Source organism: Nonomuraea sp. NPDC003707 (assembly GCF_053587055.1).
On record NZ_JBSFNK010000012.1, the window covers coordinates 147,991 to 168,999 of the forward strand.

The following is a 21,009-nucleotide window of genomic DNA, read 5'->3' on the forward strand; positions in this document are numbered from 1 at the left end:
TGGCCGCGACCGGACCGCAGCAGGGCGGGGTCCCGGAAGGATTTCCCTCGCCATGAGTCCCGAGATAGCCAAGCACAACGGCAAGCTGCAAGCCTCGCCCTTGCGGTCGATGCCGCCCCCTTCGAGCTTCACGCCCGTCACCCCGCACCTGGCCATTTCGCCGACGGTCAGTGTGGTCGTGCCGGCGATGAACGAGGCCGAAAACCTGCCGCACGTCTTCGCCACCATCCCCCAGTGGGTGGACGAGATCGTGCTCGTCGACGGCAACTCCGTCGACGACACGGTAGCCGTGGCCAAGCGACTGCGGCCGAACGTGAAGATCGTCACGCAGACCGGCAAGGGCAAGGGTGACGCCCTGTCCGCCGGCTTCGCCGCGTGCACGAGCGACATCATCGTCATGATCGACGCCGACGGCTCGACCGACGGCCGCGAGATCATCAACTTCGTGGGCGCGCTGGTGACGGGCGCCGACTTCGTCAAGGGCTCGCGCTACGCCTCCGGCGGCGGCAGCGACGACCTGACGCTGAACCGCCGGCTGGGCAACAAGGTCCTCACCGGCATGGTCAACGTCATGTACAACACCAAGTACACCGACCTGTGCTACGGCTACAACGCCTTCTGGGCCCGTCACCTCGACGCGCTCAACCTCGACTGCGACGGCTTCGAGGTGGAGACGCTGATGAACGTGCGCGCGGCCAAGGCCGGGTTGAAGGTGCACGAGGTGCCCAGCCACGAGCGCAACCGCATTCACGGCGAGAGCAACCTGCACGCCGTACGAGATGGCTTCCGCGTGCTCAAGACCATCCTGAGGGAGTGGCGTCGCCAGCCCGCTCCCGCTCAGCCTGAGCCGACCGCCACTCCTGCCGCTGACCGAGGCGTCGCTTAAGAAGGAACGCTGTGAACACGTCTGTTGTCATCTGCGTCTACACCGACGAGCGGTGGGAGGACATCAGGCAGGCAATCGAGTCGGTCGAGAACCAGACCAGCCCGGCACACGAGCTGATCCTGGTGGTCGACCACAACACCGACCTGCACCTCAAGCTCAAGCGCGCGTATCCGCAGGCCATTGTGGTGGAGAACACGCATGAGAAAGGGCTGTCGGGGGGCAAGAACACCGGAGTGGCCACCGCCAGCGGTGAGATTGTCGCGTTCCTCGACGACGACGCGGTCGCCGACGCCGGATGGCTGGAGGCTTTGGAGGAGGGCTTCCAGGAATCCGGTGTGGTGGGCGTCGGGGGCCGCACGGATCCGCTGTGGGCGTCCGAGCGACGCCCGCGGTGGTTCCCGTACGAGTTCGACTGGACGGTCGGCTGCACGTACCGCGGCATGCCCGCGGTACGCGCGCCGATCCGCAACGTCATGGGCGGCAACGCCGCGTTCCTGCGCGACGTCGTGTCCGAGGTGGGCGGCTTCCACAGCGGCATCGGGCGCAGCGTGCAGGGGCGCAAGTCGCGTCCGCTGGGGTGCGAGGAGACGGAGTTCTGCATCCGGCTGAGCCAGCGCAAGCCCGGCTCGGTCATGCTGTTCGAGCCGCGTGCCGTGATCGGGCACAAGGTGTCGAAGCAGCGCGAACGGTTCGCCTACTTCAGATCCAGGTGCTACGCGGAGGGGCTGTCGAAGGCCCTGGTGACGAAGGAGGTCGGCACCCAGGACGGGCTGGCCAGCGAGCGGGCGCACGCGCTCAAGACGCTGCCGCTCGGCGCGCTGCGCGGGGTCGGTGAGGCCGTCCGCGGCGACGTGGGCGGGCTCGGCCGGGCCGCCGCGATCGTGATCGGGCTGGCCTGGACGACCTGGGGTTACGTGGTGGGCTCCGTACGGCTGAAGGCGGCACGATCATGACCCGCATCCCGATCCTGATGTACCACTCGGTCACCGACACGCCCAACGACGAGACCAAGCCGCATTCCGTGCGGCCCTCGGACCTGGCCGAGCAGCTCGCGTACCTGTCGGAGAGCGGTTTCACCCCGCTCACCCTGGGCGACCTCGTGGCCTCCCTCAACCAGAACAACGGCCGCTCGATGCCGGACAAGCCGATCGTGGTGACGTTCGACGACGGCTACGCCGACTTCCACGGCCACGCCCTGCCCCTGCTCGAGCGCTACAACTTCCCGGCCACGGTCTTCCTGACCAGCGGCTGGGTGTCCGACGCGGGCAAGGACGCGGCGGGCCGGCCGCTGGACGACATGCTGTCCTGGGGCCAGGCCCGCGAGATCGCCCAGACCGGCATCGAGATCGGCGGCCACAGCCACAGCCACCCGCAGCTCGACCAGCTCCGCATCGAGGACCTGCGGCAGGAACTGCGCAAGAACAAGGGCCTGCTGGAGGAGAAGATCGGCGCGCCGGTCGCCACCATGGCCTACCCGTACGGCTACTCCAGCGCCCGTGTCCGCCGCGAGGTGCGCAAGGCCGGCTATTTCGCCGCCTGCGCCGTGAGCAACACGATCGCCGCCGACCGGCACGACATGCTCGCCATCCCCCGGCTGACGGTCGGCAAGCACACGACCATCAGCATGTTCAAGCGCGCCGTCGAAGGCAACGCCGTCCCCCTCATCTACCTGCGCGAACGCATCCTCACCAAGGGGTACGCGGTCGTGCGCAGGACGAGGTACGGGCTGCAGCGGGTGCGCGGAAATGTCTAGCGTCTGGGGGAAGATCCTCCACGACCTCCGCAACCCGCTGTTCCGCCAGGGCTACGCGCTCATGGCGAACACCGTGGTCACCGGCGTGCTCGGCATGGGCTACTGGCTGCTGGCCGCCCGCCTCTACTCCCCGGAGGAGTTCGGCCGCGGCCAGGCGGTGATCACGGCGATGCGGCTGTTCGCGTCGCTGACGGCGCTGGGGTTCGTGGGCGCGCTGGCCCGCTTCCTGCCGGTCGCCGGGCGCCGCACCCCCGAGCTGGCCCTGCGCGGGTACGGCCTGGCCGCCGCCACGGGCGGGGTCGCGGCGCTCGGCTTCCTGCTGACGCTGCCGATGTGGGGCAAGACGTACTCGGTGCTGAGCGGCTTCTGGCCCGGGCTGTTCTTCCTGGCGTCCGTGCTGGTGTGGGCCGTCTTCACGCTCCAGGACGTGGTGCTGACCGGGCTGCGGCGGGCCACGTTCGTGCCCCTGAACAACCTGGTCTTCGGCATCGTCAAGATGGGGCTGCTGGTCGCGCTGGCCGGCGCGCTGCCGTCGGGCGGGATCTTCGTCTCGTGGGTCATCCCGACCGCCCTCGCGCTGATCCCCGTCAACTGGCTGATCTTCGCCGTCGTGGTGCCCAGACACGTGGAGAAGAGCGACGCCGAGCAGGAGCCTCCTCGGCTGCGCGAAATTGGAAGGTTCCTAGCTGGGGACTTCCCCGGGACGCTGTCCATTCTCGGCATCGTCTACCTGGTGCCCGTGGTCGTCGCCACGCAGGTGGGCGAGGCCACGTTCGGCCGCTTCTCGATGGCGCACACGCTCGCGAGCATGATCGAGCTGCTGGCCATGAACATGGCGGTCTCGCTGACCGTCGAGGGCTCTTTCGACCGTGCCAAACTGGCCGAGAACTGTCGGCGAGCGCTGCGGCGGGCCTTCATGATCGTCACCCCGATCATCGCGGTGGCGATCCTGGCGGCGCCGCTGATCCTGACCATCTTCGGCTCGGCCTTCGCGGCCGAGGGCACGACGCTGCTGCGGCTGATGTCGCTGGCCGTGCTGCCGCGGGTGCTGATCGAGGTCTACCTGAGCGCGCTGCGGGCGCAGAGCCGGGCCCGTACGCTGGCGACGGTGCAGATCGGGCTGGCCGTGCTCGTGCTGGTGTCCACCGTCGCGCTGTTCCCGTACGCGGGTGTGAACGCGGTGGGGTACGGGCTGCTCTTCAGCGAACTTCTCGTGGCAGTTTTGATCTTCGGGAATCTACGTAAAATTCTCAAGTTCGGCGAAACCCGTACGCCGGTTGTCACCCAGGGGTCGTCCGGGGCCGCATGATGGTCAACGTGAAGCAACGGGACGGCGATGGCATGGCAAGCTCCTCGGAGGTGCGAGGGGAGGTGCGCGGAGACAAGGAGGAGTCAGACGTGCCCTTCGATCCGGAGGCGACCGGGGTCATCCCGAAGCTGACGTTCGACACCGCTCCCCCGGAGGGCCCGCCTGCGGAGGATCCGCCTGCGGAGGACGCCGAGCCGGATTCGGACACGACGACGATGATCCGGCTGCCGGCCGCCCTGCACATCGGGCACCCGCCCACGGTGGAGGAGGCCGCCGACCCGGACGCGACGGGCACGGTGACCACCCCGGCGCAGACCGCCCCACCCGCTGACACCTCCGCGACCAAGCCTGGACTGCGGTCGCAGCCGGCGAGCGGGCCGCAGCCTGCCGATGGGGCGCGGGCCGATGGCGATGGGCAGCGTGGGTCATCGCCGGAGGCGACGAGCGCGAAGCCCGACACCACCGCCAAACCCGGCACCACCACGCCCAGCGGCGCTACCTCCAGCCCCGCCGCGCCCGGCACCTCCAAGAACGCCGCGCCCGGGAAGACGCCCGCCAAGGATGCGTCGTCGGCCGAAGCGCCCGCCAAGGGGTCGGACGGCAAGTCCGGCACCGCCACGGCCGGCACCGCCAAGGACGCCGCGTCCGGGAAGGCGCCCGCCAAGGGGGCGGCGCCTGCCAAGCGGCCCGTCACCGAGACCGCGGCCGCCGGGACCGTGCCCGTGCCGATAGTCCGTCCCGCCTCGGCGCCCTCCGCCGGCGGAGGAGCACCGGCCGGAACGACGCCCGCCGGTGGCTCGGCCTCCAGCGCGTCAGCCGCGAGTGGGTCGGCCACGAGTGGATCGGCCGCCGGCGCGTCGGCCGCGAGTGGGTCGGCTGCCGCGCCTGTGGAGGCGCCGCAAGCCTCGCCCATGCCCGCCGCTGCCCCGCCCACCGCGCCCCCGCAGCCCGCGGCCCCCCAGGTCGCGACGAAGCAGGCCCCGCCCCAGCAGGCGACCCCCCAACCGGCCCCCGGCAAGCCGCGCACGCTCGGCGGTCGGATCGGCGCGCTGGTCGCCAGTGCGCCCAAGTGGCTGCCCGTGCTGCTGGTCCTCGAGGGCCTGGCCATGTACATCCTGGCCCTCAAGGTCGCGCCAGGACCCCTGCGTGGCGTGGACCCCGACAAGATCGACGGCCTGGGCCTGATCTCGGCCCTCCCGACGACGGCGTTCATCGCCATCCTCATCATGATCGTGTCGTTCTTCGTCACGGTCGCCCAGAGCACCGACCGCAAGTTCCTCCTGCTGTTCCAGATCGCCGCCATCACCTTCGCCCTGCACGGCGCGGGAGCTCTGGTGGCCACGGCGCCGCGCTTCCCCACGGCGTACATCCACGCCGGTTTCGTGGAGTTCATCAGCAGGACCGGCGAGTCGGCCATCAGCATCGACGCCCGCATGGGCTGGCCGGGCTTCTTCGCGCTGTTCGCCTTCGTGACGAAGGCCGCCGGGATCACCGACCTGACGCCGATCCTGCAGTGGACGCCGCTCGTCTCGAACCTGCTCTACCTGCTCCCGTTCGTGCTGATCCTGCGCCAGGTCGTGGCCACCACGCGGGCGCGGTGGTTCGCGGCTCTGCTGTTCGTGCTGGTGCAGTGGATCGGGCAGGACTACTTCTCGCCGCAGGGCTTCACGTTCGCCTTGTACCTGGCGTTCATCGCGATCCTGCTCAGATGGTTCGGACGGGTCGAACAGCGGACGAAGCCGATCCCGCCCAAGGGCCTGCGCAAGCTGCTCGGCAAGCTGGACGCGATGACCCCGGGCGAGCTGGCCAACACCGGCACGTACCGGGCCGACAAGCTGCTCATGCTGATGATGCTGCTGGCGCTGTTCGTCGCGTCGGTGGCCTCGCACCAGATCACCCCGTTCATGATGCTCGGGGTCGTGACGGCGTTCCTCATCTTCAAGCGGACGTCGCTGACCTGGGGGTTGCCGTTCTTCCTCGGGCTGCTCGTGCTGGCCTGGATCAGCTACATGACGGTGGGCTTCTGGTCCAGCCAGATCGGCGCCATCTTCGGCGGCTTCGGCCGGATCCTGCAGAACATCGGCAACAGCACCGGCGACCGGATCGAGGGCAGCGACCCCGCGCACGCGCTGGTGCTGCAGGCGCGGCTCGGCATTCTCGTGGTGATCCTCAGCCTGGCGGCCACGGGGCTGTTCCGGCGGTTCCGGCGCGGGGTGTTCGACCGGTCGGCGCTGATCCTGCTCTGCGTGCCGGTGCTGGCGCTGGGGCTGCAGAGCTACGGCGGCGAGATCGGGCTGCGGATCTACATGTTCGCGCTGCCCGGGGCCTGTCTGCTGGCCGCGTACGCGTTCTTCCCCAACCTGCCGGCCGACAGCGCGGACGTGCGCGAGGAGACCGTGCCGCTGCGCAGGCGGAACGTGCGCTTCAACCCGCAGCTCACCAAGAAGCTCTCGGTCGTGCTCGCGGCGTGCTTCGCGGTGCTGTTCGCGTTCGCGTTCCTGCTGGCCAGGTACGGCAACGAGAAGTTCGAGCGGGTCACCGTGGGTGAGGTGGCCGCGCTGCACTACGTCTACCAGCACGACAAGCCGAGCGCCAAGGTGCTCTACCTGGTCCCCAAGACGGGGCCGGAGGTCACGCCGACCCTGCCGTGGGGCGAGAAGGACGTCGAGCTGGTCAACTTCGGCGTGCAGGCCCTGGTGCACAAGGACCCGACGCAGGTCGCGGACGCGATCGCGGCGCTCAAGGAGCAACCGCGCAACTCGTACCTGATCGTCAGTCGCGGGCAGGTGAGCTACCTGCAGCTCAACGAGGGCTTCCCGGATGACTGGGGGACGAAGTTCCGCGCGGCGCTGGACGCCTCGCCGGACCTCAAACGGGTGTTCTCCAACGAGGACGCGGCCCTCTACACCTGGAAGAAGTTCGTCCGGGGCACCGAGATCCCCGAACCACAGCCGTACAAGGGACGCGGCGACCCCACCACCCCGTGGACGCCCGTGGGCATCGGCGCGCTGGCCGTGACCTGGGTCTCGCTCTTCGCGTACGAGGTCATCCGGCTGAACGGCCCCAACCGGGCGCGCAAGGCGAGGAAGCGCCTGCTCTTCCTCGCCGTGCCCGCCTTCGTGGTCGCGCTAGCGGTGATCATCGAGCGATTCATCTATATCGCACAAAATAACTGAATTCACAGGAAACACTCAGCTTGTACGGGATGATGTTCTCCATATGAGGACACAGGAGACGCTTCCCGCCATGCCGAACGCACGACTCGCGGCTGCGAGGATCGCTTCCGTGGACGCCTTACGAGGCTTCGCACTCCTGGGCATCCTCGTAGTCAACATCGCCTTCCTGGCCTCCGGCTACCGGATGGCCGGGATGGCCGAACCCGCCTTCCAGTCCCCGCTGGACTGGACCGTGCGGTTCACCGTGACGCTGCTCGTGGAGAACAAGTTCTACCTGCTGTTCTCCTTCCTGTTCGGCTACAGCTTCACCCTCCAGGTCGACTCGGCGGCGCGGCAGGGTCGCCCGTTCGGGCCGATGTTCCTGCGCCGCCTGGCCGGGCTGCTGCTGATCGGGCTGGCGCACGCCGTGCTGCTGTTCCCCGGGGACATCCTGACGACGTACGCGGCCGTGGGCCTGGCCCTGCTGATCTTCCGCAAGCTCCGGCCCAAGGCCGCGGTGGTGCTGGCGGTCATGTTGACCGCGATGCTCGCGCTCGGCTTCGTGCTGCTGGCCCTGCTCGCCACGTTCGGCCTGGACATGGGCGGCACGGTGGCGGACTCGGCCGCGGAGGCCACCAAGGCGGACACGGCGCTGGCGGCCTCCGCCCTGCAGATCATCTCCGAGCACCTCAGGAAGCTGTCGCTGATCATCGTCTTCCGGGTGCTGTTCCAGGGCCCGGCGGTGCTGGCGGCGTGCCTGATCGGCCTGGCGGTCGGCAAGCTGGGCGCCATGCGCGACCTGTCGGCCCACACGGGCACGCTGCGCAAGCTGCAGTGGACCGGGTTCACGGTCGGGCTCGCGGGCGCCTTCATCTACACGACGTCGGCCTGGCACGGCACGATGCACAAGTTCTGGGGCGAGGCCGTGGACCTGGTGACGGCCCCGCTGCTGGCGGCGGCGTACGCGGCGACGTTCCTGCGGCTGCTGCCGTACATGCCGCGCATCGCCCGGGCGCTCGCGGCGCCGGGCCGGATGGCGCTGTCCAACTACCTGGCGCAGTCGCTGATCTGCTCGCTGATCTTCACCGGGTACGGGCTGGCGCTCGTGGATCGGGTCAGCCCGCCGCTGGAGGTGCTGATCGCGCTCGGCGTCTTCGTCTGCCAGGTCTTCTACAGCCACTGGTGGCTCAAGAGGCACCGGTACGGTCCCGTGGAGTGGCTCCTGCGCTTCCTCACGTACTGGCGCAAACCAGGCCCCAGCCGCCCGCACCAGGCGCGCCACTCTTTGGAGAAATGACGGACTATGCGCCACTGGCCCGTGTTCAACCTCCGCCTCACCACGCCCCGCCTCGAGCTGCGCATGCCCTCTCTGGACGATCTCGACGAGCTGGCCGACCGGGCCGTGGAAGGCGTGCACGATCCAGATGTGATGCCGTTCGGCGTGCCGTGGACGGACGTCCCCGCCGACGAGCTGCCGGCGAACGTCGTCCGGTACCAGCTCGGCCTCATCTCGCGGTGGCAGCCCGAGCGGTGGTGCTGCAACTTCGTCGTCGTCCACGAGGGACGGGTGATCGGCACCCAGGACCTGTCCGGGCACGGCTTCCGGGTCACCCGCGAGGTGCACACGGGCTCGTGGCTGGGCCGCGCCCATCAGGGCAAGGGCCTCGGCACGGAGATGCGCGCCGCCGTCCTCCACCTGGCCTTCACGGGGCTCGGGGCCCTGACGGCGGTCTCCAGCGCGTTCCTGGACAACCCGGCCTCACTGGGCGTCTCCCGCAAGCTCGGCTACCGGCCGGACGGGGTGATAGTGGACGAGGTACGCGGCAAGCGGGCGTTCCAGCAGCGCCTCCGCCTCGGCCGGGACGACTTCACCGACCCCGTCCCCGTGCGGATCGACAACCTGGAGCCCTGCCTGCCGCTCTTCGGGCTCACCTGATGCGAGGCCGGTCGAAGACGGTGTTGTCGATGACGACGTCCATCCGACTCAGCGGGTCGGTCTCCTCGAGGTAGATGCGCTCGGCTACCAGGTACCGGTTCCGGTGGATCGACTCGGCCTCCGACCCGGCCCAGTCCTGGTCGCGTTCGGCCCCTCTGCGTACCGACAGCTCGGCGTCCACGTCCATCCAGATCCGGAGATCCCAGTACTTGTCGATCTCCGGCCGAAACGCGAACACCCCGTCCACGACCACCACCGAGTCGGCCGCCAGCGGCGTCGTCGTCCCGGAATGATCGATCTGCGTCAGCGGATCGATGCCGCACAGCGCGCACGACACCGCCTCCGCGGACCGGCCGGGCTCCAGCAGCAGCCTCTTGACCGCCTCATAGTCGTAGGCGTTGCGGTAGTAGCCCTTACCCGACTCGCGGTCGTAGAGGTGCCGGTCCTTCCACGGCTTCTTGAAGTCGTCCAGGGTGGCGCGGAGCGCGGGCCGTCCCGCCTTGACGATCTCCTCGGCCAGCTCGTGCCCGAAGCTCGTCTTGCCCGAGGCGGTGAACCCGTCGATCCCCACCAGCACCCGTCCACCGCCGCAGGCCAGCGCTTGCTCGGCGACTCGCGCCACGAGCGCGGAGCGTTCCGGCGAGGCCGGGGCCGGGCAGGGCTGCTGCCACGTAGAGACGGAATACTGCACCCGCGCACCAGAAGCACCAGAGAATCCCACCAGCACACCCTATCCACGGACATTCCACCCAACGTACGAAGGTCGCCGCCCCGGGCCGGCGATCGTCGCCGAAGCCCACGACGTCGCCATAGAGCCGATGAAGGTCCGGGGCCGACCCCGCCGTCTACCGTCCCGACCTCGCGCTGTGTGAGGACGACGGCCTCATCGTCGCCGTGACCACGCCCAGAGCCCGCAAGGACATCTGGACTGCCGCCAAGAGCGGACATCGCCAGGTCATCGTGCGGTTCGGTGTGCGGGCGCGGTGGGCAGGGCCGCGTCCAGGAGCGTGGTGGCGGCTTGCCGGGCATCGGTGAACACCTGCGTGTCGTTGCAGGAGGCCGCCAGTGCGTTGGCGCCTTCGAAGATGACGGCGAGCTGCCTGCCGAGATTTTCCGGGTCTGCCGCTCCGGCTTCGGCGGCGGTGGCCACCACACGATCGCGGAAGGCCTGCTTGTGGAGCTGTGCGAGCTGGGCGACTTCCGGGAACTCTCCGGCGCCCTCCACGACGGCGTTGTGGAACGGGCAGCCGCGATAGAGCGCCGGCGAGTCGCCCTCCACCAGATCGAAGATCGCCAGCAGCCGCTGAGCCGGGCTCAGGTCGCCGCGCTCCAGCGCCGCTTCGGCGGCCAGCGGCGTGTCGGTCTCGAACCGGCGCAGGTACTCCTCCACCAGCGCGTTCTTGGTCGGGAAGTGCACGTAGAAGGTTCGCGGCGAGACGTGCGCGGCCTTCATCAGCGCCGCCACCCCGGTGGCGTGGATGCCGCGCGTGTAGAAGAGCTCCGCCGCCGCCTGCAGGATCCGCGCACGCGCGCCGCGCCCGCCGCGGGCCGCCCGAACGGCCGATTCCGATGTTTCCATCCTGCAAGTATATCGATCGCTTTACATCCGCGCTAAGGCGGTGTAGCTTCGCAAATGTATAGCGATCGATTTACTTCAAGGGGCGGGGAGCAACGTGGCCGACGACCCGGCCCCGAACCAACCGGCCGAGCCTCCCGCGATCAGGTGAACCGGGAGCCCGGCAACGACACCCGCCGATTCGACGTCTGAAAGGACCAACGCCATGAGCTCGACGGAACTCGCCTACGACGTGTTCATCAACGACCCTCCGCAGCAGGACAACGGCGCGCTTCCGAACGGAGAGGCCAGGCTGTTCCCTCCGCTGGCCAGCACTCTGATCTACGGCGCCGAGGACGCCGTGCTCGTCGATCCGGGCTTAACTGCCGACCAGGCGCGTGCGCTGGGCGACTGGGTGGCCGGCAAGAACCGGAGACTGACGGACATCTTCATCACCCACGGCCACGGCGACCACTGGTTCAACACCAACCTGCTGGCCGCGCGGTTCGGCGCACGCGTCGTGGCGACTGAGGGAACGATCGGCCAGATGCACGCCAACGTCGCCGCACGCCCGTTCGTCTGGGACAAGGTCTACCCGGGTATCCCGGAGTCCCCGGTGACCGCGGTGACGGTGCCGGACAACCGGTTCACCCTCGAAGGCAACGACCTCGTCATCGTCGAGGCCGGGTACACCGACACAGACGCCTCCAGCGTCCTGCACGTTCCCGATCTCGGACTGGTCGTCGCCGGCGACGTCATCTACAACGGAGCTCACCTCTACCTGTCCGAGACCTCGCTGGCGGGCCTGGACGCCTGGCGGCAGGCGATCGACCGGGTCGCGTCGTTGGGCGCCCGCTCCATCGTGGCCGGCCACCAGAACGCCACCCTCGACGACGCCGCCGCACGCACCATCGCCGAGACGCGCGAATACCTCGACGTCGCCGAAGAACTGTTCCGTACCCGAAAGACCGCCGTCGACTACTTCAACGCGATGGTCGAGCGCTACCCCGACCGGCTCGGACGCACGGTCCTGTGGGCCACGGCTCAGGCTGTGTACGGCATCCGCGACAACCCCGGACAAGACCCCGTCCAGTTCATCGCCGGCGGCTGGCTCTGACCACCGGCCCAGCCACACAGGCGGGTGGCGGCGACGACCATCGCGGCCACCGGCCAGAAACGGCACAACCCTCCGCTCCCACTGTTCGTCACCCGCGACACATCAGACCCACTCCGCCCGACACCAGGAGCAACATATGGGTGACATCCTGAACTTCGCGCTCGACGGCCACGGCGGCCTCGACCGGTGGAACCGTTTCCGTTCAGTCTTCGCCCATCTCAGCCAAGGCGGGGCACTGTGGGCGATGAAACAACAGCCGGGGGTGTTGGACGACGTCGGCGTGCTCGCCGAACTGCGCACCGAGCGGGTGTCCCACGGCCCGTTCGGCCCCGATGGCATCCACACCGAGTTCAGCCCGGATCGGGTGGCGATCGTCTCGGCATCCGGTTCGGTGCTGGACGAACTCACCGAACCGAGGGCGTCGTTCGCCGGCCACGGGCAGGACACTCCCTGGACGCTGCCGCAGCTGGCCTACTTTGCGGGCGCCGCAATGTGGACGTACCTGACGCAGCCGTTCTCGCTGACGATGCCGGGATTCGTGATCACCGAGGGCGAGCCGTGGACCGAGGACGGCCGCACCTTCCGGCGGATGGATGTCACATGGCCGACGGACCTGGCCACCCACAACCGCAACCAGAGCCTGTATCTCGATGAGGACGGTCTGATCTACCGGCACGACTACTCCGTCGAGATCTCCGGCAACACGCCCGCGGCCCACTACATGTCGGAATACCAGACCGTCTCGGGCCTGAAGGTGCCCATGCGTCACCGTGTCTACCCACGCGGCGACGACGGAGCGCCCATCCGCGATCTGCTCGTCGTCTCCATCGACTACCGCGATGTCAGGTTCATCGAACGCTGAGGCCGCAGACGAATACGACCCGACCATCCTCAACTGGATCAGGAAAAGGAACAACGGTGAGTAACACCAAGTACCTGCAAGCCAAGACCTCGACAGTCGAGGGCTCAAACGGAATCACCTACGCCTACCGGCGCGTGGGACCGACGGGCACCCGGCCGCTGGTTCTGCTGCAGCACTTCCGCGGAAACCTCGACAACTGGGACCCCGACCTTGTCGACGCCCTGGCCACGTCGCACGAGGTGATCGCCTTCGACAACGCCGGTGTAGGCGCGACGACAGGGACCACTCCCACCACCATCGCCCAGATGGCCGACGACGCCATCATCTTCCTCGAAGCCCTCGACCTCGACAGCGTCGACCTGCTGGGCTTCTCCATCGGCAGCTTCATCGCGCAAGAGATCGCACTCACCCGAGCCTCGCTCGTCACCAAGGTGGTTCTGGCCTCGACCGCGCCCCAGGGCGCGCCCGGCATGCACGGCTGGGCACCCGACATCATCGACGCAGTCGGCACGCCGAAAGTCGACGCCGAAGGAGTCCTGCACGCCTTCTTCACGAAATCGGCAGCCAGCCGGGCCGCAGGTGAGCAGTACTTGGGACGAGTCTTCAGCCGCACCGAGGGCCGTGACACCGACACCACCTGGCGGACCCGCAACGCCCAATACGACGCGGTCCTCAAGTGGGGCACACCGAACTTCGGCCTCCTGCAACGGCTCACCGCGCTGCAACAGCCGGTGTTCGTCGCCAACGGCGACGACGACCGGATGATCCTGCCCTGGTACTCCTACCTGACGGCCAGCCTGATTCCGAACGCGGCCGTGAAGCTCTATCCAGACTCCGCGCACGGATTCCTCTATCAGCACACGGAAGAGTTCGCGAACGACGTCAACGAGTTCCTAGACACCTGAGCGACACCACGGTGTGAAGGCTCCCCTTCAACGAAGCTGGAAATGTATAAACAAAGGTCAGAAGCCGTTCACCGGCCCGATTGCGCGACGTTCACGGAACCCTTTTCATCTCGAATGCGGTCGACCTTCGGGGAGAGTGGGACGGGACCTGCTATTTGCGACAGCGTGGATCTCGTTGTTGGCGCTCAGCGGAGATGACATAGACACCCGATCGCCTTGCCGCCTACCCCGATCTTTCCCCGACCTTGGGAGTCACGGGTGCGATCCCGGAGGCGCCCAGCAGGCCCCGCGTACCCATCCAGGCGAGCGCGGTGGACAGAACCCAGAGCACCGCGCACTGGGCGCAGACCATCGTCCACGAGGCGCCCTCGGGAAGGTTGTCGAGCAGGGGCAGCCGCACCATCAGCAGGAGCAGCCCGGTGGCCGTCATGGCCAGCGCCCATGACGGGGAGCTCCGGCGGGCGAGGACGACCACGGCGCCCGCCGCCCATACGAGGATCGTCGTGCCGAAGCCCAGCCACAGGTAGGGCCAGTCCAGGTTGTACGGTCGCAGGGCGACGACCAGCCAGGTGCCGCACAGCACCGCCAGGCCGGCGGCCGCCGGTGACAGGGTGGCCGCCCACGACCGGCGTCGCGGCGTGATATCGCTGTGGAAGCCCATCAGGAGCGCGAGCACTGGCGCCGCGGTGAACACCAGGGTCGCGGGTTCCGACAGCGGCCGGTCGGTCAGGGGTCCGGCCAGGATCATCGGGATCAGTGTGTAGACCAGTGGGGCTGCCACACCGATCACGGCCGTGACCTTCGCCGCCCTGACGTGGCCGCGCATGATCGCCACGAACGCGACGGCCGAGCATAGGTCCGCCGCGGAGACGGCGATCGACACCAGCCGTTCGACGGAGCCTGGCGAGCCCGTCCACGCGACGTCCGTCCCGAACGCCAGCGCGTGCCCCCAGTACAGAAACTGGTAGACGCTGCCCACGGCCTGATAGCCCAGTCCGAGCAGTGCCACGAGCCGGACGGCCTCACCCCAGGCGACGAAGCGGGGAGATGCGCCCGGGCCGCCGAGGCGCACCCGTAAGGACAGAGAGAGCACGCTGGCGATCTCGCCCCACCGGGGCCGCGGGTTCGCCTCGTCGGGCGCCTCGCCCGACATCTCCATGAACGCGTCCACCATCTCCTCCTCGCGCTCGGCGCGGTAGGAGGCCGGCAGCAGGCGCAGGACGGAGCGGTAGCGCTGTTCGAGCAGGCTCATGCGGCGCCTCCGGCCGTCCTGGCCCGCAGGCGGGCGGTGGCGGCCTCGGCGGTGGCGGCCATCCTGACGGCCTCTTCCCTGAGCGCCTTGGCGCCATCATCGGTCAGCCGGTAGTAGCGCCGCAGCCGTCCGTTCTGGGCCTCTTCGCGGTCGAGTTCGACCAGGCCGGCAGCCGAGAGCCGGTCGAGCACGCCGTACAAGGTGCCGATCTTGAGTTGCACGTGCCCGTCGGACAGCCGATCGACCTCCTGGACGATCCCGTAGCCGTGCCGGGGCTCATCCGCCAACGCGGTCATCGCAAGGAACATGGGCTCCGTTATGTTCACCCATCCACGATATCCTGCCTAACAGGATATCGTGAACATTGCGATGCCCAGACTGCTGCTCAGGATGAAATGGACTCGCGGATCACCGAATGGGGACGTGGCACCAGACCACGCGTTCCTCTCGCTCGGTGAGGCACGTTCCCCAAGTCCCCTCGCAGATCGCGGCGACTGTGGCGATACCCATGCCTCCGGGCCGCCTCATATGCGGGATCCAGTCATTCCAGTCAGCCGGGAGCGGCAGGCATTCCGGCTCCGACATGGGGTTGCCAGGATCGGTGAGACGAGGCGGACGCAAGACGCCGCTTCGGCCAGACCTTCGTCCAGACGGAGGCGCACCCAGTCGCGACCGGGACCCTTGAGCGCGTGCCTGACAGCGTTGGCGACCAGCTCGGAGGCGACGAGCTCGGTGTCGTGCAGCGCGGAATGCGCCGATCCCAGCCAGGCTCTCACGGCCAGCCTGGCGCGGTGCGGTGCGTACTGATCCTGCGGCAGCGTGGTACACCGCAATCGCCGAGGCACTGTCGCGCCTTGCCGCATGGAAATCACCTCGAAGCACACAAGAGCGGTCGGAAGGTGGAGGGCTACACAGGCCTAAACTCCGTAGCCACTGCACAGAATGGAGTCAGGCGGTTACGTTGTGTTTCCAAAAGGCGGCTTCACTTTCCGCCAACCACCGGCCAAGTGTGTGTGGGCCTCTGTAGGGACGTGCGAAGACAGAGGCGAAGGGGCGTGATATGACCGTAAACGGAGAAGAACCTGGCCTACGCGCACGAGCGGAGTATGGCGCGCGGATGCGGAAGTTTCGGACACGTCAAGGGCTGTCACAGGAACGCCTTGCGGCGGCTCCCGGGGTCACCTACAGCGAGAGCCAGATAGGGGCCGTCGAACGCGGTAAGCGCACGCCGAGCGAGGCTTTCACGGAGGAAATCGAGCGCGTTCTCGGACTGAATGGGGAACTGAAGGAACTGCTGCCCGAGATCCACAGCGACTTCGGCCCCAAGTGGTTCAGACCCTGGCCCGGCATCGAGGCCACCGCCCACACCATCCGCACGTCCGAACCATCCTTGATTCCTGGACTCCTCCAGACGGAGAGGTACGCCGAGCAGGTCTTCCTTGGAAAACCCGGGATCACACTCGATGAGGCGCAAAAGGCCGTCAAGATTCGGCTCAAACGCCAGGAAGTGTTCGATTCGCCGAACCCACCCATGTACTCGACCCTCATCGATGAGGGTGTCCTGTCTCGACCGGTCGGCGGGGCGTCCGTGATGCGCGAGCAACTCGCGCGCCTTCTCACCGCTATGCAACACCCGTGCATCACGGTACGGATCGTCCCGCTGTCTGCAGGGATGACCACCGGCCTCCTGGGCGCATTCGAGATCGCCCAGATAGTCGGTTCACCCGATACCGGCTACCTGGAGAGCGCCCTCACGGGAGAGGTGATCACTCACTTCGACGGCGTCCGAGCCCTCAACGTGCGATGGGATGCCTTGAGCAGCATGGCCCATCCGGTGAACGTCAGCGAGCAGGTCATTCGCGAGGTGATGGAGAGGTATGGAGACTGACAACGAACTCGTAACCGCCGCATGGCGGAAGGCCAAGGCGTCCGGCGACAACGGCGGGAGCTGCGTCGAAGTGGCTCCCCTCAGCGGCGGACGCGTCGCCGTGCGAGACAGCAAGGACCGCACCGGCCCCGCCTTGGTATTCACCGCACCAGAGTGGGCCGCCTTCAAAGACGGCATGGCCAAGGGCGAATTCGACTTCTAGCCGGAAGCACGGAGGAGGGGCTCTAATCCCTTCCAAGCCCCTCCTCCTTCCTCCTGCACACCAAGATCCCTACACCGAGGCGATGGAAGCCTCCACACACGCCCGGAGGGATGTGCGGCTACGACGGATGACCGTAACGTCGCAGGTGGGAAGACGTAGAAAGGTCTCTGTCGTGAGAGTTTCCGCAATCAAGGAAGAGGGCGCTTCGAAGAATCGCCCGTCGCGCCCCGAAGAGAAACCCCACCCCGGCAAGCCTCAGGCGCCGAATCGGGAAGACGACGGCCGCGCGCGTCAGCCAGGGCGGCGAGGGTCATCGACGGAGCAGCCCGACGATGTCCGGATATCGCGGAATCTGCGGGAAAGCCTGCGGTTCCTCGCCGAGCACGACCCTCGCTAGAGCGCGAGCCGACCCAGGCCGACCAGCACGGGGATCGCTCGGGGTGGGCTCCAAAGGCCCACTGGGTAACCGCGCAACCGGCGGGGCCTCAAGCGAGCGAAGCGAGCGGGGTTTTCGGGGTGGGCTCCAGCAGGCTCACCCGGTAACAGGGCAACGGGCGGGGCTGGCGAGCGGAGCGAGCGGGGGTTGAGGGGGATCGAAGGGGGGCGGAGCCCCCCTTGGGCAGCACAGCCTGGAATCCCGTGCGCGAAGCGCCCCCTGTGGAAGGCCGTGCTTTTAGGTGCCGCCGCGGCCCGACCATTTGATTTCGTGGGGTTTCAGGGTTACCTGGCGGCCGTCGACCGTGGCCGTGACCTCGCGGTCCGAGGTGTTCACCATGACCACCTGGCGTTCCTGGCCGATTGCCTTGATCTTGGGGTCCGAGGTTGTCACGGGCTCGACGCGTACGCCTGCCGGAAACCATTTGGTGAAGCCGCTGAGCAGGCCCGCCATCGGCATCTCCCCGCCCACCTTGGGGCTCCAGAGGCAGCCGGCGCAGTCGCCTTCGCTCTTCTGCTGCGGGTTCCAGTAAAGGGCCGTCGTCACGCCGCTCTTCGCGAATTCCATCAGCGCCGTCGCCTGCACCGCCGTGCGCTTCGCCTCCGACCAGCCGGAGTTCTCCGGCTCGACGTACCATTCGGCCCACCACACGGGCAGGTCCTTGCTCTGCTGCCGCAGCCACGTCGTGATGGCGGCGAACTTGGCCTGGGCGGCGAAATCGTCGGGTACGTTGCCCCGGTCGTTCGTCATGGACGCGCCGTCCACCACGACGAAGTCGGCGCCCTTCTTGTGCTCCAGCCAGTACGTGATCGCGTCCAGCGCCCGCTGGTCCACGGTGCCCCACGGGCCGCTCAGCTCCGAGGGGCCGCCCTTGGAATTGCTCTCGATGGGAATGTACGGGCCACCGACCTGGATGTCCTTGTTCACCTTCTTCAAGGCCGCGTAGACCTTGTTGTACAGCTCGGTGTACCCCTCGGCGTCCCAGCGGTTCGTGGACGGGTCCCAGAAGCCCTTGAACTCGTTCCACACCATGTAGTGCTTGACCGTCGGATACTGCTTGGCGACCGTGGCGGCCAGTTTGGCGTAGTCGTCGAAATGCTCGCGCTTGGGCGCGACCGTGTGGTTCTTGCTCCAGTCCGTACGCCCGGCCTGCCCGCCCTTCATCCAGTCCGGCGCGCAGCACAGCGTGATCACCGGCACCGCCCGCGACGACGCCATGAACTTCAGCCGCCGGTCCAGGTCACGGAAGTTGAACTGTCCGGGACTGGGCTCCGGGTTGCCGACGCCCCAGCCCATGATGTGCTGGTTCTGCAGCATGGGGACCCGGCCGAGCACGCCCCTGGCCTCCTCCACGACCTGCGGCGGCTCGTTGTCCGCGCTGTACTGGGTGTGGGTGATGCCCCAGCGCGGCCAGTTGTCGAGCGCGGGCGGCTGCTCCAACTGCGGCGCGGGCTCGCTGGGGAGCGTCGTGGCGACGTCCTCGCCCTTGAACACGCTGCGTGACTGGCTGCGCATCGACGCGTAGACCATGATGCCCGCCACCAGGACGACGGCGAGGACGCCCGCTCCCAGCGCGAGCGGCCACGGCGATCGTCTTCGTGCGTGCCGGCCGTCAGTCGGAATCACCGAATGCTCCTCATGCTGCGGCAAAGGTACAAGGACTCACGAACCTACAAGGGCTCTGGATTCTGCGAGGGCTGCGAACGTTCCAAGAGACTGCAAACGTACAAGAGCCTGACCCTTAATAGGCTAATCGCCCCACTTGCAAGGCACTTGCCGTTTCCGTTCAGGAGACAGGGGGACGCTGGCCTCCCACGGGGCCCGGAACCCCTGCGTAGCGGTACGGGACCGGCGGCCGGCCGGGCTGCACGACCAGGAGCGTGCCGGGGGTGTCGGCGTAGAAGGCGGACTCGACGGCGGCGGCCACGTCCTCGGCCGTGAGCAGGGGGAACCCGGCGTTGACGAACATCTCCCGCGACTCCGCCACCAGCGGCGTGTCCGTGAATCCGGGGCAGACGGCGCTGATGCGGATGTTCTGGGCGGCCAGCGGCTCGGCGAGCGCCCTGACCAGGCCGACGACGGCGTGCTTGGTCATCGTGTAGATCGGGTCGCCGGCGAAGCCCACGAGCCCGGCCAGCGACGAGGTGGCCACGATGGCGCCCCCGCCCGATCGCTTGAGCAGCGGGAGGCTGGCCTGGACGCCGAAGACGACGCCGTCCACGTTCACCCCGACCACCTGGCGGTAACGCGTCAGGTCGAAGTCCACCAGGTCCACCCGGCCCGAGATCCCCGCGTTCAGGTGGACCAGGTCGAGCCGTCCGTAGCGCTGCTCGGCCAGCGCCACCGCCTCCAGCGAGGCCTCCTCGCGGCTGACGTCGGCGGCCAGCCACGCGCCGTCCACCTCCTTGGCCAGCCTCTCGGCGCCCTCCCCGTCGAGGTCGACGAGGACGCACTTGACGCCGCCCGCCGACAACCGCCGCGCCACCGCCGCCCCGATGCCGCTGGCCGCTCCGGTGATGAGTGCAACTGTGCTCATGGCGTGCTCCTTGCGTCGGGGGTGTCCTTCGCGAAGGCCGACCGTCAGGGCTGGTCGAGCATGCGATGCGCACGGGAGATCAGCGTGGGCACCGCGGACCCGATGCGGTCGAATCCCTCCCCAACGGTCTTACCTTGCCGGAACCGGGCGTGGATACCCTCCACGATGACAGCGAGCTTGAAGTTGCCGAAAGCCACATAAAACCCAAGATCCGAAATATCCCGGCCGGAGACCTTGGCATAGTGCGCGGCGAACTCCGCCGCGTTCATGAAACCCGGCGCCACCGTCACGTCCCCCGCCACGGGGATCCGCGCCCGTTCCTCGTCCCCCTGATCGTGCCAGTACGTCAGCGTCAGCCCCAGGTCGGCCAGCGGATCACCCAGCGTGGACATCTCCCAGTCCACCACGGCCATGATCTCGATCGGCTCCCCGAACCGGATCAACGTGTTGTCCAGCCGGTAGTCACCGTGCACCAGCGTGCTGTCGGAGGCGGCGGGCAACCGCTCCCGCAGCCGCTCCACGAGCCGGTCGTACTCGGGCAGGTCTGCCGTCTTCGACCGCTCCCACTGCTGCCCCCACCGTTCGAGCTGCCTGGCCAGATAGCCCTCGGGCCGCCCGAAGTCCCCGAGCCCCACCTCGCGGTAGTCCACCGTGTGAATGGCCGCCAGCACCTCGGCCAGCCGCTCCGACAGCCGCCGCGTCTGCGCCGGCGACGGCGAGCCGAGCTCCTCCCGGGTCCGTACGGCGGCGCCCTCCACGTACCCCATGAGATAGAACGGCGCCCCGACGACGGACTCGTCGGCGCAGAACGCGATCGGCGAGGGCACCGGCACGGGCGTGCCCGACAGGGCCGAGATGACCCGCCACTCGCGCCGCATGTCGTGGGCGGTGGGCAGCACGTGGCCGAGCGGCGGCCGGCGCAGCACCAGGCGGCGGTCGCGGGCCTCGATCAGGTAGGTGAGATTGGACCTGCCGCCCGAGATCAGCGAGACGGACAGCGGCTCGCCCGCATCGGGCACGTTCCGGCCCATCCACGTGATCAGTGCAGGCCAGTCGATGCCAGGTACGGTCATGAACACACATTAGAACGACACTCGGTCCTGAACACCACCTGAGAGTTCGGTAACGTTCGGGACCTGCGGTTACGACTGCTCTGGTAATAACCTTTACCCTGGCTGTACAGGTCCCCCCTCAAGCTTGAAACACAGTGGCATGCC

General features: G+C 68.1%; 19 protein-coding genes. 12 read left to right on the forward strand and 7 right to left on the reverse strand.

The window, feature by feature from the left end:
• Positions 1-52: 52 nt before the first annotated feature.
• The 7 genes from ACWDRB_RS30145 to ACWDRB_RS30175 all read left to right on the forward strand — a co-directional run bounded on the left by ACWDRB_RS30145 (position 53) and on the right by ACWDRB_RS30175 (position 9,039).
• Complete coding sequence (locus tag ACWDRB_RS30145; protein WP_350728138.1) at positions 53-886, forward strand: glycosyltransferase family 2 protein; 834 nt, start codon at positions 53-55, stop codon at positions 884-886.
• An 11-nt stretch (positions 887-897) separates the two neighbouring features.
• Positions 898-1,839: a glycosyltransferase family 2 protein gene (locus ACWDRB_RS30150; protein ID WP_449899234.1), complete on the forward strand. Its 942-nt coding sequence runs from the start codon at positions 898-900 to the stop codon at positions 1,837-1,839.
• A complete protein-coding gene (locus ACWDRB_RS30155; RefSeq protein WP_363981833.1) occupies positions 1,836-2,639 on the forward strand; it encodes a polysaccharide deacetylase family protein in 804 nt (267 codons plus the stop codon). The genes ACWDRB_RS30150 and ACWDRB_RS30155 overlap by 4 nt, the downstream gene beginning before the upstream one ends.
• A complete protein-coding gene (locus ACWDRB_RS30160) occupies positions 2,632-3,948 on the forward strand; it encodes a lipopolysaccharide biosynthesis protein (protein WP_350728141.1) in 1,317 nt (438 codons plus the stop codon). Before ACWDRB_RS30155 ends, ACWDRB_RS30160 begins: the two co-directional genes overlap by 8 nt.
• An 89-nt stretch (positions 3,949-4,037) precedes the next feature.
• Complete coding sequence (locus ACWDRB_RS30165) at positions 4,038-7,124, forward strand: hypothetical protein (protein WP_449899237.1); 3,087 nt, start codon at positions 4,038-4,040, stop codon at positions 7,122-7,124.
• 109 nt (positions 7,125-7,233) lie between these two features.
• Positions 7,234-8,400 (forward strand): DUF418 domain-containing protein, encoded by a 1,167-nt coding sequence (locus tag ACWDRB_RS30170; RefSeq protein ID WP_449899239.1) that lies wholly within the window; start codon positions 7,234-7,236, stop codon positions 8,398-8,400.
• Between the two features lie 6 nt (positions 8,401-8,406).
• The gene (locus ACWDRB_RS30175) at positions 8,407-9,039 is read left to right on the forward strand and encodes a GNAT family N-acetyltransferase (protein WP_449899241.1); all 633 of its coding nucleotides are present in this window, start codon (positions 8,407-8,409) and stop codon (positions 9,037-9,039) included.
• On the opposite strand, the gene ACWDRB_RS30180 is transcribed toward ACWDRB_RS30175, so the two are convergent.
• Both ACWDRB_RS30180 and ACWDRB_RS30185 read right to left on the reverse strand, forming a co-directional pair.
• The gene (locus ACWDRB_RS30180) at positions 9,032-9,661 is read right to left on the reverse strand and encodes a uridine kinase (protein WP_449899243.1); all 630 of its coding nucleotides are present in this window, start codon (positions 9,659-9,661) and stop codon (positions 9,032-9,034) included. The two genes, ACWDRB_RS30175 and ACWDRB_RS30180, sit on opposite strands and share 8 nt — an antisense overlap.
• A 333-nt stretch (positions 9,662-9,994) precedes the next feature.
• Positions 9,995-10,618, reverse strand: a complete 624-nt coding sequence (locus ACWDRB_RS30185) for a TetR/AcrR family transcriptional regulator (RefSeq protein ID WP_449899245.1) — start codon at positions 10,616-10,618, stop codon at positions 9,995-9,997.
• 202 nt (positions 10,619-10,820) lie between these two features.
• Between ACWDRB_RS30185 and ACWDRB_RS30190 the strand changes: the two genes are divergently transcribed.
• The 3 genes from ACWDRB_RS30190 (at position 10,821) to ACWDRB_RS30200 (ending at position 13,478) form a co-directional block, all read left to right on the forward strand.
• Positions 10,821-11,711, forward strand: a complete 891-nt coding sequence (locus tag ACWDRB_RS30190) for an MBL fold metallo-hydrolase (RefSeq protein WP_449899248.1) — start codon at positions 10,821-10,823, stop codon at positions 11,709-11,711.
• Positions 11,712-11,847: 136 nt separating this feature from the next.
• Positions 11,848-12,573 (forward strand): hypothetical protein, encoded by a 726-nt coding sequence (locus tag ACWDRB_RS30195; RefSeq protein WP_449899250.1) that lies wholly within the window; start codon positions 11,848-11,850, stop codon positions 12,571-12,573.
• A gap of 56 nt (positions 12,574-12,629) precedes the next feature.
• On the forward strand, positions 12,630-13,478 hold the full coding sequence (locus ACWDRB_RS30200) for an alpha/beta fold hydrolase (RefSeq protein WP_449899253.1): 849 nt from the start codon (positions 12,630-12,632) through the stop codon (positions 13,476-13,478).
• A gap of 223 nt (positions 13,479-13,701) precedes the next feature.
• Here the strand turns inward: ACWDRB_RS30200 and ACWDRB_RS30205 are convergent, their stop codons facing one another.
• On the reverse strand, positions 13,702-14,730 hold the full coding sequence (locus ACWDRB_RS30205; protein ID WP_449899255.1) for a hypothetical protein: 1,029 nt from the start codon (positions 14,728-14,730) through the stop codon (positions 13,702-13,704).
• Positions 14,727-15,026 (reverse strand): PadR family transcriptional regulator, encoded by a 300-nt coding sequence (locus ACWDRB_RS30210; RefSeq protein ID WP_449899258.1) that lies wholly within the window; start codon positions 15,024-15,026, stop codon positions 14,727-14,729. Before ACWDRB_RS30210 ends, ACWDRB_RS30205 begins: the two co-directional genes overlap by 4 nt.
• Before the next feature lie 764 nt (positions 15,027-15,790).
• Here ACWDRB_RS30210 and ACWDRB_RS30215 point away from each other — a divergent pair.
• Both ACWDRB_RS30215 and ACWDRB_RS30220 read left to right on the forward strand, forming a co-directional pair.
• Complete coding sequence (locus tag ACWDRB_RS30215) at positions 15,791-16,618, forward strand: helix-turn-helix domain-containing protein (RefSeq protein WP_350728155.1); 828 nt, start codon at positions 15,791-15,793, stop codon at positions 16,616-16,618.
• Positions 16,608-16,820: a DUF397 domain-containing protein gene (locus ACWDRB_RS30220; protein WP_350728156.1), complete on the forward strand. Its 213-nt coding sequence runs from the start codon at positions 16,608-16,610 to the stop codon at positions 16,818-16,820. The genes ACWDRB_RS30215 and ACWDRB_RS30220 overlap by 11 nt, the downstream gene beginning before the upstream one ends.
• Before the next feature lie 673 nt (positions 16,821-17,493).
• Here ACWDRB_RS30220 and ACWDRB_RS30225 read toward each other — a convergent pair.
• From ACWDRB_RS30225 to ACWDRB_RS30235, 3 genes are all read right to left on the reverse strand, one after another.
• Positions 17,494-18,882 (reverse strand): GH39 family glycosyl hydrolase, encoded by a 1,389-nt coding sequence (locus ACWDRB_RS30225; protein ID WP_449899263.1) that lies wholly within the window; start codon positions 18,880-18,882, stop codon positions 17,494-17,496.
• Positions 18,883-19,042: 160 nt separating this feature from the next.
• On the reverse strand, positions 19,043-19,792 hold the full coding sequence (locus ACWDRB_RS30230; RefSeq protein WP_449899266.1) for an SDR family oxidoreductase: 750 nt from the start codon (positions 19,790-19,792) through the stop codon (positions 19,043-19,045).
• A gap of 44 nt (positions 19,793-19,836) precedes the next feature.
• Positions 19,837-20,865, reverse strand: coding sequence for a phosphotransferase family protein (locus tag ACWDRB_RS30235; protein WP_449899269.1), 1,029 nt, complete (start codon positions 20,863-20,865; stop codon positions 19,837-19,839).
• Positions 20,866-21,009 lie beyond the last annotated feature (144 nt).